The sequence below is a fragment of the Achromobacter sp. ES-001 genome (genome assembly GCF_019448355.1).
GTDB lineage: Bacteria > Pseudomonadota > Gammaproteobacteria > Burkholderiales > Burkholderiaceae_B > Achromobacter > Achromobacter spanius_B.
Map to the genome: position 1 here is coordinate 3584348 of NZ_CP079940.1, position 16857 is coordinate 3601204.

The window sequence follows — 16857 nt, forward strand, 5'->3', positions numbered from 1 at the left end:
CGCGGGCTGACCGCGCAACGCCGCCGGGCGATATCATGGCGGCCCAACGAATCGAGACACAAGGAGAGACGATGGAAGATAAATCGTACCGAGCGCGCTTGGTCCCGGAGCTGATGGTTCGGGACATGGGGCAAAGCCGGCGCTTCTGGATCGACCTGTGTGGATTCGAGGTGGTCTACCAGCGCGAGGAAGAGGGTTTTGTGTTTCTGGATCGGGACGGCGCGCAATTCATGCTGGACGAGATCCGGGGAGACGATGGATGGATCACCGCCCCGCTGCAAGCGCCTTTGGGGCGGGGTGTGAATTTTGAGATCAAGGTGAAGTCCATCGGGCCGTTATACGAACGGCTGCTGGCGGCGGACTGGCCGATGTACCGGGCGATGCAGCAACGTTGGTATCGAAACGGGCAGATCGAGATCGGGGTCCAGCAATTTCTGGTGCAGGACCCCGACGGCTATCTGCTGCGTTTTTCCGAATGGATAGGCGACCGGCCCGTGGCGACCGTTGCGCTATCTGTTGCAGCGGCGGCTTGAGCTGACGTTGATCCTATTGCGGCGCGGCGGCGGGTTGCTGGGGGGAGCCTGGGCCAGAGCTTGGGCTGGGGGCATTGCCGGGGCTTGGGGCTGAGGCCGAGCTTGGGCTGGAACCGGAACCTGTGCCTGTGCCTGTGCCTGTGCCTGTGCCTGTGCCCGGGCCTTTGCCTGCCCCCGCCCCCGCTTCCGACGTCGGCGTAATACGCCAGATCACATTTGCCAGGTCGTCCGCCACGATCAGCGCGCCCTTCGGGTCTACCGTCACGCCTACCGGGCGGCCGCGCGTGGTGCCGTCGCTATCCCGAAAGCCTGCCACAAAGTCCTGCGGCGGACCGGACGGGCGCCCGTCGCGGAACGGCACAAAGACGACCTTGTAGCCCACCGGGTCGCTGCGGTTCCAGCTGCCGTGTTCGCCGACGAACACGCCATTGGCGAATTTTGCGCCCATCGCCTCGGACGAAAAATCAACGCCCAGCGCCGCCACGTGCGCGCCCAGGCTGTAGTCCGGTTTGATGGCGGCCGCCACCTTGTCCGGGTTTTGCGGGCGCACGCGGTCATCGATATTCTGCCCCCAGTAGCTATACGGCCAACCGTAGAAGGCACCCGCCTGCACGGCGGTCAAATAGTCGGGAACCAGGTTCGGACCCAGCTCGTCGCGCTCGTTCACCACGGCCCACAGCTGCCCGGAGCCCGGTTCAATCGTCAACGCGGTGGGATTGCGCAGCCCCGTGGCGTAGACCTTGTGTTCGCCCGTGCGGGCGTTGATCTGCCAGATTCGCGCGCGGTCCGCCTCCACGTCCATGCCGCGTTCCGTGATGTTGCTGTTAGAGCCGATGCCCACATACAGATGCTGACCGTCCGCGCTGGCGGCCAGCGCTTTGGTCCAGTGGTGATTGATCTCGGACGGCAACTCGGTCACGGTTTCAGGCGGGCCGCTGGCCCGTGTCTGGCCCGGTTGGTAGTCGAAGCGAACCAAGGCGCCCTGGTTGGCGACATAGAGCTTGTTGTCTATCAATGCCAGGCCATAGGGCGCATCCAGATTTTCCGCGAAGGTCGAGGCCGAGTACGTGCCGTCACCATCGGCATCGCGCAGCAAGGTCAGGCGGTTGCCGCCTTTTACCGAACTGGTGCCGCGCGCCTTGATGATGCCGGCAATGACGTCCTTGGGCTTGAGCTTGGGCGCATTGCCGCCCCTGCCCTCTGCCACCAGGATGTCGCCATTGGGCAATACCAGCGTCTGGCGCGGTATTTTCAGGTCCTTGGCGATGGCGGTGATCTTGTAGCCCTCAGGCACCGTGGGCATCTTGTCGCCCCAGTCCGCGGGTTTGGCGATGACCATGTCAGGCAGCAGCCCCTGCTCGGGCTTGGGCAGTTCCGGCGTGGGTCCGACCTGAGACGGCTGGCCCTGGGCCAGGCAAATTCCGGCTGCGGCGGCAAGCGGGATAACGGCAAGCAAGCTGGCGTGTTTCATTTGGCCCCTCTGATGTGCGGCGTGCGAAAGCCCAGCCAGATCGCGGCGCACGCAAGCACCGCCACGATCACCGACAGGATCAAGCCCAGCGGCATGCTCGCCCAGGCATCGCGCGCGTGGATCAAGGCGTTGATAATGCCCAACACCCAGGTGGCCAACAGCACCACCGTGTACGGAACGATGCCGCGTGCGCGCTGATAGGCCCGGAAAAGATCCACGATGGCGAACAGCAGCGCGATGCCGCCGAACACCAGGCCGCCGATGATCAGCCACGACGCGAAATTATTCCACTGGATGTGAAAAGACTGCGCATAGGCGGCGTCGGCCAGCGCGGCGCCTAGAAACCACGGGAACATCCCCGCCAGGAAGACTGCCGGCACGGGGTGCACGGTCAGGGCATATCTGTTTTCGATAAGTTGGGTCACGTCTAATCGCCTCTTAAAGTAGCGGACTCACGCGCGGAAACATCGACGTCGGCAGCAATTGCCGTTCCCAGCCCCACAACAAAAAAGCCCAGCATCGGCTGGGCGTTTTCAGAAATCGGTGTGCGGCGCCGCGTGTCGTGGCGGCGCTGGGTCGATCAGTTGCTGTTGACCCAGTCCTGCGTATCCTGGATGAACCAAGGCAGATTCAACCTTTCGCCTTCACCGGACTGTATGGTCAGGCGCTGGCCCGATGAACCCGGGTTACCCGTTGCGGACTGCGTCGTGGAAGACGGCCGGCTGTGATAGTCCATATCGGTTTGCCGCGCGGGCTGACTTGTGCAAGCGGCCATTGCCGCGAAACAAAGCGGGGCAATGACGCACCGCACTGCTGAACGAAGAATCTGCATGATGATCGGTTTCCTGCTGGCGGCACAGGCCGATGTGCCGGGCAATCAGGCCTTAAGCGTGTAAACCGCTACCTTACTCGCAATGCCGGGCTGCGTCAGCGCGCAGAGGCCGCCAACGGCCGCCCGCAACGCGCAATCATTTAGCGATAATGTTCCACCGTTGCCTCCAATCCGCCCAAAGAAAAAGCCATGCAGCCCTTCGTTTTCCAAGGCCTATTGTTCCGTGAATTCCTCGATACCGACGCCCAAGATTTCGCGAATGCCGCACGGGAATCCGTCGATACCGTCGGCCGCTGGATGCCGTGGTGCACGGCTTCGTTTTCCGAGCAAAACGCGCTGGACTGGTTTGCGATGTGCCGCGCCAGCCGCGATGCGCAGACGGGCCATGAGTTCGGCGTGTTCTCGGAAGACGCTGGCCGGCTGCTGGGTGGCGTGGGGCTGAACGCGATCAATCAGCAGAACCTGTTTTGCAATCTGGGCTACTGGGTAAGGCAGTCGGCCCAACGGCAAGGCGTCGCGCATCGCACGGTGCGGGCGATGCTGCCCTACGCCTTTAACACCCTGGGCATGCACCGCGTCGAGATCGTGATTGCAGCGGGCAACGTGGCAAGCGAGGCGGTGGCGCGCAAGGCAGGCGCGCAATTTGAATGCACCGCGCGCAATCGGCTGCAACTGCACGGAGGCCCGGTGCCGGCGTCCATCTACTCGGTCATCCCCTAGCCCGCGCGTTGCGATCCGGGGCGGCGAGCCGCATGGGTCTCCAACAGATGCGCCTGGAAAGCCGCCACGCTGCGGTTGCGCGGTTCGGTACGGCTGACCAGGCCCAACGGCGGCAAGGTGTCGGCCAGCGTGCAATCCAGCCGCGCCAGCGCGCCGGAATCCAGGCCCTCGCGCACGAAGCTCAAGGGGCCCATCATCAGGGCCTGGCTGGCGCGCAGGTAATGCACCATGGTGGCAAATGAGCGCGTGCTGAGCGGTTGCTGAGGCGGCAGTTCCCCGCATTCGGCAAACAGCGCCTCGAACGCGCGATAGGTCTGGCTATCCAGCGGTGGGCTGGCCCAGGGGTAGGCCAGCAAATCGGCGGGTTGCAGATTGCGGCGGCCCAGCAGCGGGTGCCTGGGCCCCGAGGCCACCACGCAGATATCGGCCAGCAATGCCTGGAACTGGGAATCGGGCGCCAGCTGCGCGGGTTCGCGCGCAACCAGAAAATCCAGTTCGCCATCCGCATAACGACCCAGCAATACCGGCAACGCGTCTTCGAACAATTCCAGACGAACCTGCGGCTGGCGGGCAAAGAACTCGGGCAGCGCGGGGTTGATGACGCCGCTGACGCCAGCCGTGATCGCGCCCACGCGCACCGTGCCTTCAAAGCCCGCGCCCGCCGCCGCCAAGGACTCGGCGCAACCGGTCAGGCTGTTCATCACATTGCGCAGCAACGGCAGCAAATCCCGGCAGGCAAAGGTGGGCCGCATGCCACGCGCGTGTCGTTCGAACAAGCGCGCTTCCAGCACGCGCTCGACTTCCAGCACCATCTTGGTGGCGGCCGACTGGGTCAGGCCGATCTGCGCGGCGGCGTGCTGCACGCTGCCCAATTCGGCCACCAGCACGATCAGCTGCAAATGCCGCAGCCGGGTGCGCGCGATCAGGCGGTTAAAGAGCGTGGCGGCAGAAGACGGGCTGCCGGGGGTGGCGGTGGCGGTGGCGGTACGCATGGGTTTAGCTATTCCGAAACGGCATATCTTTTATTGATATTTCACTTTTCAAGTATAGCTATTCAAGGCGCAATAGCGGCCTGACACCAACAAAACAAGGGGTTTGAAATGCTGCACTTTTTCCGTCGCGCGCGGGTTCGCGCCGCGCTGTCCGCAGCGCTGATCGCGGGGGCCTGGTTGGCGCCCGTGCAAGCGCAAACCTGGCCCGACAAGCCGGTCACCATCATCATCCCCTTCCCCGCCGGCGGCTCGATCGACGCCGTGATGCGGGCGATTTCCCCGCAACTGAGCGAACGCCTGGGCCAAACCGTAGTCATCGAGAATGTGGGCGGCGCCAGCGGCGCTATCGGCGCGGGCCGCGTGGCGCAGGCCAAGCCCGACGGCACGACGCTGCTGGCCGGCAGCATCAACGACGTGGTCTTGCAGCCGCTGGTCAATCGCAACCTGCGGTATGCCACGGACAGTTTCGACCCGGTGTCGCTGGTGTTCACGTCGCCGCTCATTCTGGTGGCCCGCAAGGATCTTCCCCAATCGAATATCGACCAGGTCGTGCAGGCGCTGCGCGCCGCCCCGGAAAGCCTGAGCTATGGCAGCCCGGGCCAAGGCACGTTTCAGCAAGTGGTGGTTGAAGACCTGCAACGCCGCACCGACACCAAGATGCTGCACGTGCCGTACAAGGGCGCGTCGCCGCTGGTCAATGACCTGCTGGGCGGGCAGATCGACATGGCCGTCATGGCGCCGCCCACCGCGCTGCCGCATCTGCAACAAGGCCGCATCAAATCGCTGGGCGTGATCAGCCGCCAGCGCCTGGCGGCCTACCCCGACCTGGCCACCATCAACGAAAGCCAGACGGTCAAAGGCATGGAGATGGTCGGCTGGGTGGGCGTGCTGGCCCCCAAGGGCGTGCCGCCCGAGCGCCTGCAACGCGTGCGCGACGCGCTTGCCGCCGTGATGGACAAGCCCGAGGTGCGCGAACGCGTACTGGCCATGGGCATGGAGTCGGCAACCGCCTACGACAAAGCCAGCTTCGATGCCCGCATCCGTGACGACGTCACCGCGTTGCGCGCCTTGAACCTTCCGACGCAGCCTTGAGAAACCGCATGACGCCCCACCAAGAGCCCGACGCCGGCCGCGACAACATCGGCATTGCCGCCGCCGACGCCGCTGTCACCGCCGACGCCGCCGACATACTTGCCACCATCAGCGCCAACCCGGCGTTTCGCGCCATCCGCCGCGATGTGCACGCGCATCCGGAAATCGGCTTTGAAGAACACCGCACCGCATCGCTCGTCGCCCGCGAACTGGCCGCCTGGGGCTGGCAGGTATCGACCGGCATCGGCGGCACCGGCGTGGTCGGCACGCTGACGCGCGGCACGGGCGCGCGCCGCATCGGCCTGCGCGCCGACATGGACGCCCTGGCGATGCCCGAAGCCAACGCCTTCGCGCACAAGTCGCAACACGAGAACCGCATGCACGCCTGCGGCCACGACGGCCATACCGCCATCCTGCTGGCCACGGCCTGGTACCTGGCGCGGCACGCGCAGTTCGACGGCACCATCCACTGCATCTTCCAGCCCGCCGAAGAAGGCGGCCAGGCCGGTGCGCGCGCCATGATCGAAGACGGCTTGTTCGACCGCTTCCCCTGCGATGCGGTGTTCGCGCTGCATAACTGGCCGGACCTGCCCGTGGGCAGCTTCGGCGTGCGGGCCGGGCCTTTCATGGGGTCCAGCAACCGCTTTCGCATCGACATCACGGGCAAGGGCGCGCACGCCTCGCAGCCGGAACTGGGCGTCGACCCGTTGGTCTGCGCCGGCCACATCCTGCTGGCGCTGCAAACCGTGATCTCGCGCAACCGCGCGCCCGACGAACCGGCGGTGCTGTCCGTTACGCAGATCCACGGCGGCGACGCGGTCAACGTCATCCCGCAAGCGGCGTGGCTGGGCGGCACGGTGCGCACGCACCGCGACGACACGCTGGACATGATCCAGCGGCGCATCGAAGAAATCACCAACGGTGCCGCCACCACGTTCGGCTGCACGGCCACGCTGACCTTCGAACGCTGCTATCCGTCGCTGGTGAACGACCCGGAACAGACGCGCTTTGCGGTCGAGGTCATGCGTGAAGTCGCGGGCCAAGAGCGCGTGTCGGATGACCTTGCCCGGCTGATGGGGTCCGAGGACTTCTCTTTCATGCTGGCCGAACGACCGGGCTGCTACGTGCTGCTGGGCAACGGCGCGGGCGCGCATCGGGACGCGGGGCACGGGCCCGGGCCTTGCCGCTTGCACAACCCGTCGTATGACTTCAACGATGAAGCGATCCCGCTGGGGGCCGCGTATTTCGTGCGCCTGGCGCAGCGGTTCCTGGGTAATGCAGACGCGCGGGCCTAGCGCGCGCCCCCTTTCACTGGCGCGGTTCCGGCGCGATGGCATCCAGCGCCTGGATGTCATCGTCGCTCAAGCGCAACGCGGCGGCATCGACGTTTTCGCGCAGGTGCTTCACCGACGAGGTACCCGGAATCAACAGGATGTTGGGCGAACGCTGTAGCAACCAGGCCAGCGCCACCTGCATCGGCGTGGCTTGCACCTTGTTCGCCACGTCCGACAACACCGCCGACTGTAGCGGCGAGAAACCACCCAGCGGGAAGAACGGCACGTAGGCAATGCCGTCGCGGGCCAGTGCATCGATCAGCGCGCCGTCGCCGCGATGGGCCAGGTTGTATTGGTTCTGCACGCAAACGATGTCGGCAATGCCGCGCGCCTGCTCCACTTGCCGCGCGGTGGCGTTGCTAAGGCCGATGTGACGCACCAGGCCCTTGCGTTGCAGTTCGGCCATCGTGGTCATGGATGCTTCAATGTCGCCTTCCGCCGGGCCGGCCACGTCGAACATCAAGCGCAGGTTGACGACGTCCATCACGTCGCGCCCCAGATTACGCAGGTTGTCGTGCACGGCCGATTCCAGTTCAGCGGCAGAGAAGGCGGGTATCCAGGACGCATCGGCGCCGCGTCGCGCCCCCACTTTCGTCACGATGACCAGGTCGTCGCGATACGGATGCAGTGCTTCGCGGATCAGTTGGTTGGTGATGTGCGGCCCGTAGAAATCGCTGGTGTCCAGGTGGTTGATGCCCAGTTCCACGGTCTCCTTCAGCACGGCGATAGCCTGCTGTTTGTCCTTGGGCGGACCGTACACGTGTGGGCCGGCCAGTTGCATGGCGCCGTAGCCGAGGCGGTTGACGTTGAATTGGGCCAGGCGGTAGGTGCCGGCTTGTTGGGCTTGGGTCATGGGGTATTCCTTGAACGGGGGTGAATGCCTGGCAGTCTAGGCCTGGATTGGCCGTGCGACAATCTGGCACAATCGCACAGCTTGTGCGGAAATCCGAACAATCGAGAAACGCCGTGGTCGACCTTCAAGACATCAGCGCCTTTGTTGCCGTTGCCACGCATGGCGGCTTTCGTGGCGCTGCGCGCATGACCGGGGCCAGCGCATCGCAATTGAGCGAGGCCGTGCGCCGGCTGGAAACGCGGCTGGGTTTGCGGCTGCTTAACCGAACGACGCGCAGCGTGGCGCTAACGGTTGCCGGACAGCGCTTGCTGGAACAGCTGACGCCCGCGCTCAACGCGGTGGAATCGGCGCTGGACGTGGCCAACCACTTTCGTGATCGGCCGGCGGGGAGGCTGCGGCTGAATGTGCCGCTGGCGGCATCCAAGCTGGTGCTGCCGCGCATCGTCCCCCCGTTTCTGGCCGCCTACCCGGAGATCTGCCTTGAGGTCGTTGTCGAGGACCGCTTTGTGGACCTGCTGCAATCGGATTGCGATGCGGGCATTCGCTACGAAGAAAGCATGGACCAGGACATGGTGGCGATTCCGATCGGCCCCAAGCGCCAGCGCATGGCCGTCGCGGCGTCGCCCGCATATCTGGCCAAGCATGGGCGCCCGCGTCGCCCTGAAGATCTGCGCAAACACATCTGCCTGCGCGGGCGCTTTTCCAGTGGCGCCATGCCCTCGTGGGACTTCGAGCAACAGGGCAAAACCGTCACGGTGGACGTGACGGGCCCCTTGATCGTGGGCCTGGGCGCGGCGGCCGACCTTGCCGTGGATGCGGCCGTTGCGGGCACCGGCGTGGTTTACCTTTTTGAGGAATGGCTGCAACCCTACATCGATCGTGGCGAGCTCGCGCCCGTGCTGGAACGCTGGTGGCCCGGCTTCAACGGCCCGTCGCTCTACTTCCCCGGGCGCCGCTATCTGCCCGCGCCGCTGCGCGCTTTCGTCGACTTTGTCCAAACCGTGCGCTGGTAGCGCAAACCTGAAATGAGCACCCCTCACGAACTTGGATAGGGAGCCGCGCCCCCGGACGCGTCGTCGGTACTGTGGCGCGGTTTTGCGGCGGTACCGACCGGCCCGACCCTCAACGGCGGCATGCCCGCTGCGGCCGTAAAAGGCGGCGGCAGCACGGCCGCCACGCCAGCGGAAAATCGATAGGCCTGGTACGGCAGCAGGCCTTGGATCGTGCCCAGGTCATGCGCCGCGTCGGCCCGCGCTTGCAAGGCGGTTTGCTCGTCGCGCAGCTTGCGATTGGCCGCGACGGAACGCGCATCCAGCCGGGCTTGCTGATCGTGGTAGGCCTGGATGGCGTTTTTAAGGCAATGGGCCGTGTATTGATCCCGCATCGCGTCGACGGACGCGGGGGGCTGAGCAGCATCAACGCCGGCGGGTCGATGGGCGGCGGGCGCGAGGGGCGCCCCAGCCGCCATCGCGGCCGATCCCTGCGCGGCTTGGACCCGCGCGTAGGAGGTCGGGCGCAATTGCGTCGAAGGCGCGGCACGCGTTGGCGCCCGCAGGCGTTCGCTGCGGTAAGGGTCATGAATGTAGCGGTCTTGAACGTATGGACGCTGAATATCGACGATACGGACCTGGCCGGTCGGATCAATAGCGCGGGCAGTCATGGCGGCCTCCTTGGTGATGCGTGGGCGACGGGTCGTGCCCCGGCAATGTCGGCTTCGGTTGCACCGCTACGGTCGCCCGACGGCTTTGGCGGGCATGCGGCGTTGGGCTGCCATCCACAACAACTGCGCCGTCGACCCCACCACGAAAATCGCCAACCACACCCCTAGCGCGCCGCGCACCAGGGGCGATTGCGGGCCGTCGGCAAGCGGATGGGAAACGGGCAGGCGCGTCAGCGTTTCGGCAATGCCGGGCACCCACATCAAGAAAAAGCTGAACGAAAACCCCAGCTGCGACAGATAGGGACGCGACCACGACAACCAGGACAGGCGTGGCGCCAGCAACGCCCCCGACACCGCCAGCAACGCCAGGATTCCCAACGCATGCCCGGCATTGAAGCCACCAGAGCTGGACAGCCCGAACGACGTCAGCACCGCCAATATCAGCCCGCCTAGGTAAAGCTTGCCGGTGCGCGTTGCGGGGTCGATGCCTCGATACCGCGCAAAGCTGTACAGGCCGACAACGGCAGGGACAAGGCTGATGAGGGTGTGGGCGGCGCCCAAGGCGGAAATAGGATGTGGCATGGCAAGGACTCCAGACAGGAAACAAACCGACTAGTTGGTCGGTCATCAGGGCAAAAAAAAGCGGGAGAAAGCGGCACTGCAAATGCGAGGGCGTTAACGGTCAACGGCGCGCACTCCGAGGTGCGCGCATTCCACTGTCAGCCCGCGGCGCTCAACTGCTTGATGGCGGCGCGTGAAATCGATTCGAATACCTTGGGGTCGCCAAACGCGCGCGCGGTCAACATCGCGCCGTGCACCATCGACATGAACGCCTGCGCTTCGGCCTCGACCTTGTCGCGCAATTGGAACTGGCCCTTGGCCGCCCCGCTGGCCAGCACGGAACCGATCCACGCTGCCAGCTCGGCAAAATATGCGCGGACCTCAGCGGCGACGGCGCTGGGAATCAAGGGCGCCTCGGCAGCCAGCATGGCGCATATGCACATGGGCATGGTGCCCTCGCGGATGCACGTGGCCCAGTATTCCGTGTAGGCGGTCAAGCGGGCTTGCGGATCTTCAACGTGCTGGTCAAGCTTGGCCAGCCCCTGGCGCGCTTGTTCACGGTGCACGGTCACCACACTCAGGACCAGGTCTTCCTTGGTGGGGAAATGATGGTGGATGCTGGGTTTGCCGATGTGCACCTTTTCGGACACATCGGCATAGCTGAACCCGTGATAGCCGCCGGCGGCAAGCAGCAGTCGCGTCTGCTCGACAATTTCAAGGGCTCTGGGCGAGAGTTCCAAACTCATGGATTTCCAGTTCGGTTTACGAGTTGGCCCCTACTGGAATATTCGGCAGGGGCGCGCATGGAAGCCAATCTACTAGTTGGTCGGTTGCGAGTCAACAATTTCATGCTGATGGATTCATCTCAGCAAGCGATTGGGCACCGCGCGCCTTCCTTGCCCGGGGTGCTTCAAACATCCCACCCGGCAGGACCGCGCGGGTTCGTTAGGCTACAGTGCCGGGGGGCCGACAAAATCTTGGACGTCGAGCCCCGAAATCCTGGAGAAACACCGCAGTGAACGACACCCGCCTACCCGATCCTGACAGCCCCGAAGACCGCAAGGAACAGGAGCCCAGGCTTTGGCGCGATGACGGCTGGACCGCCCGGATCATCAAGAACGAGGAAGACGACGGCTGGGCCGTCGAAATGACGATGGACGGGCAATCCGAGCCGGCCTTGGTCGGGCCATGGACCATGGGCCGCGACAAGAAAAACCCCAAGCCGCTTGATTCGCCCGCCTTCATCACCCTGGTCAAGACCGCCAACGAAGTGCTGCACCGCCACGAACAGCAGCTGCATGCCACGCTGCACAAAAGCGTGAAGATCGACGCCGAGGCGGGCCGCTTGACGGTCAAGCTGGACATCGTGCCCGACGAAGACGAGCCTTACGCCGTGCTAAGCGCGTACGATGAATCCGGCGAACAACTGGCCCAGGTCAACGTGCCGCCGACGTACAAGCTGACCGTGCAGCGCGCATCGGAATGGGCCAGCGGCGGTTTCGGCAAACAGGGCTGAAGGGTCGTACCGGCGATCCGGCGTTCCGGCGGTCCGGCGATCCGGCGGTCCGGCGATCCGGCGTTCTGGCGATTCGGCGGTCCGGCGACCCGGCGTATCGGCGTACCCGCGCTTCGGCGATTAGCGGTTCGGCGTCTCATCCCCCCTCTGCAAAGGACTTCTCATGCCTAAATTCGTGACGATAGGATATGGCGACCAGGCAGGTTACGACCGCACCCCGGTCGCCCTGCGAGACGCCGCGCACGCGCACGACGCGCAATTGCAGAAGGAAGGTGTGCTGATGGGCATTGCGGGCACGCCGGTGCAGGTGCGCAACACCGGCGCGGCCGGGGTGGAAACCACGGACGGCCCCTACTTGCAGTCGCCCTTGCCCGTGGCCGGCTTTGCCATCATCGAAGCCGCTGACCTGGCCCAGGCCATCGCAATCGTGTCGCAAACACCATGCGCGGTGGCGCACGGCGTGGTCGAAGTCTGGCCGCTGGAACAAGCCTAGCGCATCGCCCGCCAGGTGGGGCTTGTTCACGGCAACGGCCTCTTGCCGGCAGCCGCGGACCAGACCGGATGACGTCAAGCCTTGCGGCCTGGCGCTGCGTTCGCGCCCAGGGCGATCGTTTCGGCCAGGGCCGCCACCGCCCCAATCGCCCAGATGGCGCCGGCGCCCAACACCGCCGCGCCTAAAGCGCTGCCCACCGAAAACCCGAAGTACATGGTCGAAGTGTTAAGCGCCAACGCGACAGGCGCTTGCGACGGCGTGCCCGCCCCGATCAGCCTTGCCATCTGCGCCGGAAAGAACGACCACACGGTGAAGCCCCACAAAGCGACGGCAAGCAGCACCAGGCCCAGCAAGACGCCCCTGGACAACGCCGTCGCCATCGGCAACGCCACAATCGCCAGCACCACAAACGCCAGCCCCAGCAACATCAGCGATGCGCGCACCACGCGGCCAGGTCCGAAGCGGTCGTTCAGGATCCCGCCCGTCATGACACCGGCCGCCGCCGACAGCCCCCACAACGACACCGACGCGGTGATCTCCAACGGCCCGAAGCCCAACACGGCGTTCAAGTATTCAGCGAGGTACGGATAGGCGGTAAACGCGCCGATGGACCAGAACAAGCTCACCGCCAGCAAACGCAGCACGGCGGGTTGGCGCACCACGGACACGCGCTGGCGCAGGCTTGCGACCGCGATGCCCTGCCCCGCGTCGCGCTCGATGCCGGTCAGGATGCCCGCGATTGCCACGACGCTCATCGCGCCCACCAGCAGGAAGGTGGCGCGCCACCCGAACGCATGCCCGATCAGCCCACCCAGAGGCAGACCCAGCGCAATGGCCAGCGTCTGCCCTGCACTGACGATGGCAAGGGCGCGCCCGCGCATCGCCACCGGCACGATGACGCCGGCAAGCCCGTTGGCGGCCGGCACATACAGCCCCGCCGCAATCGCCATCAGCACGCGCGCCAGCATCAGCACGGCGAACGACGACGACAGCGCGGCCACAACGTTGCCGATGGCGAACAAGCTCATGGCGGCCAGCAGCACCCGCTTGCGCGCCATACGCCCGGTTGCCACCGTGGCCACGGGCGATGACAAGGCCAGCACCAATGTGAAGATGATGACCAGCAAGGCGACGGTGGGCACGGGCAGCGCGAAGTCCTGCGCCATGACCGGCAGCAGCGGCGCAATCATGAAGCCTTCGGTGCCGATGGCGAATGTGCCCAGGGCCAGGAAGCCGGCGGGCAGCAAGACGGCGCGCGAGTCTTGCGCAAGTGACGCGGACATAACGCGGTGCTCCTGATAGGCGCTGCCGCCGGAGTCGCGCAAACGCGGCCCCGGCAGCAGACATGCCTTGCCTTAGACGGGAATGGGATTGGCGGCGATTTCGGCGTTGAAGCCGTGCACCAACGCGTGTTCGCCCAGGCCGGGGTTGTCGCGCAAGGCGCGGATTGCCTCGACGAACACTTCCGGCGCATCCGTTGCCAGCCCGGTCATCGTTTCGGCGATGAAGGCGTCCAGCGGCATGGCGCGCGGGTCGCCGCTCTTTTTGATCAGGTCGGTATCGACCCACGGCGGCGCAATTTCCTGCACGGTGACGCTGGTATCGCGCAGCATGAAGCGTTGCGACAGCGCGTACGAATGCAACGCCGCCTTGGACGCCGAGTAGACCGCGTTGGTGGCGATGGGCACGTAGGCCAGCACCGAGGTGTTGTGGATGATGGTGGCGCGCGGCTGGGCCTTCAGATGCTCGACCAGTGCCGAGGTCAGTCGGATTGGCCCAAGCAGGTTCGTGTCCAGGATCTGGCGCGAGACGGCGTCGTCGATCCGGCCCGAGGGATCGTCAAACGGCATGATGCCCGCGTTGTTGATCACGACGTTCAGCGTGGGATAGTCGCGGATCAGTTGCGCGGCCACGCGTTCGATATCGGCGGCATCGGAAATGTCCAGCGCCACGCCATCGATCCCGGGGTTGGCGGCGGCCACTTCGTCAAGCAGTGCCTGGCGCCGCCCGGCGACGATGACCTTGTTGCCCAGCGAATGAAACTGTTCCGCCAGCGCGCGGCCAATGCCCGAGGTGCCGCCGGTGATGAAGATCGTATTGCCCGTCATTTGCATGATTTGTCCTTGAGTGGCACCTGGATGGCGCCTTCCATGGACGAACTATGCGCGGTTCGGGCGTAGTCTCAAATGTCGTAGATCCGGCATTTACGGACATGGCGACCGTGGCCCGCCCCCACGCGCTGATGCGCTCGGGCGGTCAGGCGGCATCCTGCATCAGCGCCAGGCCGCGCTTGACGCTGGCCGGCGGCTGGCCCAGGTTGCGCAGGAACGCGCGCCGCATCCGGTCGCGGTCAGCAAACCCGGTGTCGCGCGCGACGACTTCCAGCGGGTACCGCCCGTCTTCCAGCATGACGCGCGCGGCCTCCAGCCGCAGCATCTCGACGGCTTTAGCCGGCGACCGCCCCGTCTCTTCCCGAAATACGCGGCTGAACTGACGCGGCGACAAGCTGGCCGCTTCGGCCAGTTCCTCGACAGACAGGGCGTTGCGCAGGTTTTCGCGGGCATAGGCCAGCGCGCGCTTGACCCGATCAGAGCGAGGCTCCAGCGCCAGCAGCGCCGAAAATTGCGACTGACCGCCGTGGCGGCGGTGGTACACGACCAGCTTGCGAGCCAGCAGGCGGGACAGGGTCGACCCGTGGTCCTCTTCAATCAACGCCAGCGTCAGGTCGATGGCCGACGACATGCCCGCCGATGTCCAGACGTTGCCATCACGAACGAAGATGCGATCTTCATCCACCCGCACCTTTGGAAAGCGCGCCTGTAGCGTGCGCGCGTGAGCCCAATGGGTGGTGGCGGCGCGGCCATCCAGCAAGCCGGCTTGCGCCAGCACAAACGCGCCCGTGCAGACTCCGGCAACCCGCCGGGCGTCTATGCCCGCCCGCGCCACATACGCGCGCACGCCGGGCGAAATTTCCTGAGGCACCAGTTGCCCCGCCACCATCAGCGTGTCCGGTATGACCCCGAACGGCGTCGTTTCAATACCCGCATTCATCGACGACCGAATGGTGCCGCCCTGCTCGGACAACACCGTCAACCGGTATCCGTCATCGCCCAACTCGGCATTGGCCAGTTCAAACGCCGACAGCGCCGCCAGGCCCATCAGCTGGAATCCGTCTTCAAGGATCAAACCCACCTGCCGCATGATGCTTCCCTTCAAAAAAACGCGTCGCGTATCCGCCTGTAGCGCCGCGATCAGACACATTCCGAAAGGAGTATCCTACGCCGCTTCTCCCCGCCAGATTCACCCATCGCTATGCGCGGCAATCCCGACGCCAGACAAGGCGCCATCGCGTTGCACGGATTCTATTTCCTGTATTACGGCTTGCAGGGCGTCAGCATCCCCTTTCTTCCTCTTTGGCTGGCCAGCCGTGGCCTGGACCCGGCGATGATCGGGCTGATCGTCGCCACGTCGTTCCTGCCGAAGATCCTGTCCACACCGGTTGTCGCGCACGTGGCCGACCAGACCGGCCGCGCGCACGCCTTGATTGCGTCCGCGCTGGCGGCCTCGCTGGTGTTGTTCATCTGCTATCCGTTCATGCACGCGCCTGGCTGGTTGCTGGGCGTCACGTTGGTATTGAACGCGGTGTTTCCCGCGGTGCTGCCGTTAATGGACCGCATGGCCATTGCCAGCGGCCGCGCGCAGGGCAATTCGTACACCATCATGCGGGCGTGCGGATCGCTGGGTTTTGCGACGGTGACGGTGGCAGGCGGCTATCTGATCAAGACTTTCGATGCCAACTGGGTGATGTGGCTGTCGATACTGCTGATCGTGGCGTGCCTGGCGTGTGTTCGGCTGCTGCCGCAGGCGGCGCAGCCCGGGTCCGGGACGCCGACGCAGGCCATGGCCGCACCCCGCGCGCGCCTGCCCATGCTGGAGGTCGTGCGTGATCGGCCGTTGCTGATGTGTATCGGCGCTGCCTCGCTGGTGCAGGCCAGCAATGGTTTCCTGTATTCCTATTCCACGCTCTACTGGACGGCCAGCGGCCTGTCGACCGCATTGATCTCATTGCTTTGGGTCGTTGGCGTGGGCAGCGAAGTGCTGTTCTTCTTCCTGGCGCCCAAGATCCTGGCGCGCAGCGGCGCCCAGTGGCTGATCCTGGCGTCGGCGTTCATGTCGGCCATCCGCTGGGCGGGCTTGTCCGTCACCACGGACCCGACGCTGATCGGCGTCTTGCAGCTGTTGCAGTGCTTCACGCTGGCCGGCAACAACGCAGCCATCATGTGGTACATCACGCGACACGTGCCCGCCGCGCACAAGACGTCGGCAATCGCCCTGTACGCGCTGTTGTCCGGCGGAGTGTTCATGTTTGCCAGCATCCAATTGGGCGGCGCGCTGTATCGCAGTTATGCGCCGGGCGGCTTCATGGTCATGGCGGCCTGCGCGGCCTGCGCAATTCCGCTCGTCGTGTATGCGGAGCGCTTGCGGCGAAACCTGCAACCGGGCCAGATCTGACCCGATCGGGCCAAATCTGGCCCGCTATAAGCCGTTGATAAAACGCAGGTTATTTTTAATCGAGTCATATCTGGCTCGATTTCTCGTGAAAAACGGGCGTTTTCCGGGCATGGCACCGACCGCATGCCACTACAAGTCCGCCAATTTCGCCGCAAGCCATTGATATCGCGCGTCTATTTTTAAGATTCGGTTTCATGGCACGGTTATTGCATTACCCCGATATTGACCGAGCCCGGCGCATGGCTTCATGAACAATCGCCGGCAGCCGGTGCGGGCGTTTGACGGCAG

19 protein-coding genes are annotated in these 16857 nt (G+C 65.1%); 8 read left to right on the forward strand and 11 right to left on the reverse strand.

The annotated features are described in order from the left end of the window. Nucleotides 1-35 precede the first annotated feature (35 nt). Nucleotides 36-533, forward strand: a complete 498-nt coding sequence (locus KYT87_RS16055; RefSeq protein WP_255593192.1) for a VOC family protein — start codon at nt 36-38, stop codon at nt 531-533. Between the two features lie 13 nt (nt 534-546). Here KYT87_RS16055 and KYT87_RS16060 read toward each other — a convergent pair whose 3' ends face one another. From KYT87_RS16060 to KYT87_RS16070, 3 genes are all read right to left on the reverse strand, one after another. Further along, nucleotides 547-2004 (reverse strand): sorbosone dehydrogenase family protein, encoded by a 1458-nt coding sequence (locus KYT87_RS16060; RefSeq protein ID WP_219990337.1) that lies wholly within the window; start codon nt 2002-2004, stop codon nt 547-549. Further along, nucleotides 2001-2429, reverse strand: coding sequence for a DUF2231 domain-containing protein (locus KYT87_RS16065; protein WP_104145302.1), 429 nt, complete (start codon nt 2427-2429; stop codon nt 2001-2003). Before KYT87_RS16065 ends, KYT87_RS16060 begins: the two co-directional genes overlap by 4 nt. 155 nt (nt 2430-2584) lie before the next feature. Beyond that, a complete protein-coding gene (locus KYT87_RS16070) occupies nt 2585-2836 on the reverse strand; it encodes a hypothetical protein (protein WP_082134694.1) in 252 nt (83 codons plus the stop codon). 189 nt (nt 2837-3025) lie between these two features. Here KYT87_RS16070 and KYT87_RS16075 point away from each other — a divergent pair, with 189 nt between their 5' ends. Further along, nucleotides 3026-3556, forward strand: a complete 531-nt coding sequence (locus KYT87_RS16075) for a GNAT family N-acetyltransferase (RefSeq protein ID WP_219990338.1) — start codon at nt 3026-3028, stop codon at nt 3554-3556. Here KYT87_RS16075 and KYT87_RS16080 read toward each other — a convergent pair. Further along, complete coding sequence (locus KYT87_RS16080; RefSeq protein WP_219990339.1) at nt 3553-4548, reverse strand: LysR family transcriptional regulator; 996 nt, start codon at nt 4546-4548, stop codon at nt 3553-3555. The two genes, KYT87_RS16075 and KYT87_RS16080, sit on opposite strands and share 4 nt — an antisense overlap. Nucleotides 4549-4656: 108 nt before the next feature. Here KYT87_RS16080 and KYT87_RS16085 point away from each other — a divergent pair, with 108 nt between their 5' ends. Together KYT87_RS16085 and KYT87_RS16090 are read left to right on the forward strand one after the other, a co-directional pair. After that, entirely contained in the window at nt 4657-5640 is a 984-nt protein-coding gene (locus KYT87_RS16085; RefSeq protein ID WP_046807791.1) for a tripartite tricarboxylate transporter substrate binding protein, read from the forward strand. Nucleotides 5641-5648: 8 nt separating this feature from the next. After that, on the forward strand, nt 5649-6935 hold the full coding sequence (locus tag KYT87_RS16090; RefSeq protein ID WP_219990340.1) for a M20 aminoacylase family protein: 1287 nt from the start codon (nt 5649-5651) through the stop codon (nt 6933-6935). A gap of 13 nt (nt 6936-6948) precedes the next feature. On the opposite strand, the gene KYT87_RS16095 is transcribed toward KYT87_RS16090, so the two are convergent. Then, entirely contained in the window at nt 6949-7827 is an 879-nt protein-coding gene (locus tag KYT87_RS16095; protein ID WP_219990341.1) for an aldo/keto reductase family oxidoreductase, read from the reverse strand. Nucleotides 7828-7940: 113 nt separating this feature from the next. Here KYT87_RS16095 and KYT87_RS16100 point away from each other — a divergent pair, with 113 nt between their 5' ends. Then, the gene (locus tag KYT87_RS16100) at nt 7941-8840 is read left to right on the forward strand and encodes a LysR family transcriptional regulator (protein ID WP_046807789.1); all 900 of its coding nucleotides are present in this window, start codon (nt 7941-7943) and stop codon (nt 8838-8840) included. Between the two features lie 23 nt (nt 8841-8863). On the opposite strand, the gene KYT87_RS16105 is transcribed toward KYT87_RS16100, so the two are convergent. The 3 genes from KYT87_RS16105 to KYT87_RS16115 form a co-directional block, all read right to left on the reverse strand. Continuing rightward, complete coding sequence (locus KYT87_RS16105) at nt 8864-9487, reverse strand: hypothetical protein (protein WP_219990342.1); 624 nt, start codon at nt 9485-9487, stop codon at nt 8864-8866. A gap of 66 nt (nt 9488-9553) precedes the next feature. Continuing rightward, nucleotides 9554-10069 carry a hypothetical protein gene (locus tag KYT87_RS16110; RefSeq protein ID WP_219990343.1) on the reverse strand — a complete coding sequence of 172 codons (516 nt, stop codon included), beginning with the start codon at nt 10067-10069 and terminating at the stop codon, nt 9554-9556. A 137-nt stretch (nt 10070-10206) separates the two neighbouring features. After that, nucleotides 10207-10794, reverse strand: coding sequence for a TetR/AcrR family transcriptional regulator (locus KYT87_RS16115; protein ID WP_219990344.1), 588 nt, complete (start codon nt 10792-10794; stop codon nt 10207-10209). A 269-nt stretch (nt 10795-11063) separates the two neighbouring features. On the opposite strand from KYT87_RS16115, the gene KYT87_RS16120 reads away from it, so the two are divergent. Beyond that, nucleotides 11064-11564 (forward strand): hypothetical protein, encoded by a 501-nt coding sequence (locus tag KYT87_RS16120; RefSeq protein ID WP_219990345.1) that lies wholly within the window; start codon nt 11064-11066, stop codon nt 11562-11564. A gap of 163 nt (nt 11565-11727) precedes the next feature. Further along, on the forward strand, nt 11728-12057 hold the full coding sequence (locus KYT87_RS16125; protein ID WP_219990346.1) for a YciI family protein: 330 nt from the start codon (nt 11728-11730) through the stop codon (nt 12055-12057). A 74-nt stretch (nt 12058-12131) separates the two neighbouring features. Here the strand turns inward: KYT87_RS16125 and KYT87_RS16130 are convergent, their stop codons facing one another. The 3 genes from KYT87_RS16130 to KYT87_RS16140 all read right to left on the reverse strand — a co-directional run bounded on the left by KYT87_RS16130 (nt 12132) and on the right by KYT87_RS16140 (nt 15258). Continuing rightward, nucleotides 12132-13340 carry an MFS transporter gene (locus KYT87_RS16130; RefSeq protein ID WP_219990347.1) on the reverse strand — a complete coding sequence of 403 codons (1209 nt, stop codon included), beginning with the start codon at nt 13338-13340 and terminating at the stop codon, nt 12132-12134. A gap of 72 nt (nt 13341-13412) precedes the next feature. Continuing rightward, nucleotides 13413-14171 (reverse strand): SDR family oxidoreductase, encoded by a 759-nt coding sequence (locus tag KYT87_RS16135; protein ID WP_104145319.1) that lies wholly within the window; start codon nt 14169-14171, stop codon nt 13413-13415. Between the two features lie 142 nt (nt 14172-14313). Beyond that, nucleotides 14314-15258 carry a GlxA family transcriptional regulator gene (locus tag KYT87_RS16140; protein ID WP_046807794.1) on the reverse strand — a complete coding sequence of 315 codons (945 nt, stop codon included), beginning with the start codon at nt 15256-15258 and terminating at the stop codon, nt 14314-14316. Nucleotides 15259-15369: 111 nt separating this feature from the next. Here KYT87_RS16140 and KYT87_RS16145 point away from each other — a divergent pair, with 111 nt between their 5' ends. Then, nucleotides 15370-16569, forward strand: coding sequence for an MFS transporter (locus tag KYT87_RS16145; protein ID WP_219990348.1), 1200 nt, complete (start codon nt 15370-15372; stop codon nt 16567-16569). Nucleotides 16570-16857 lie beyond the last annotated feature (288 nt).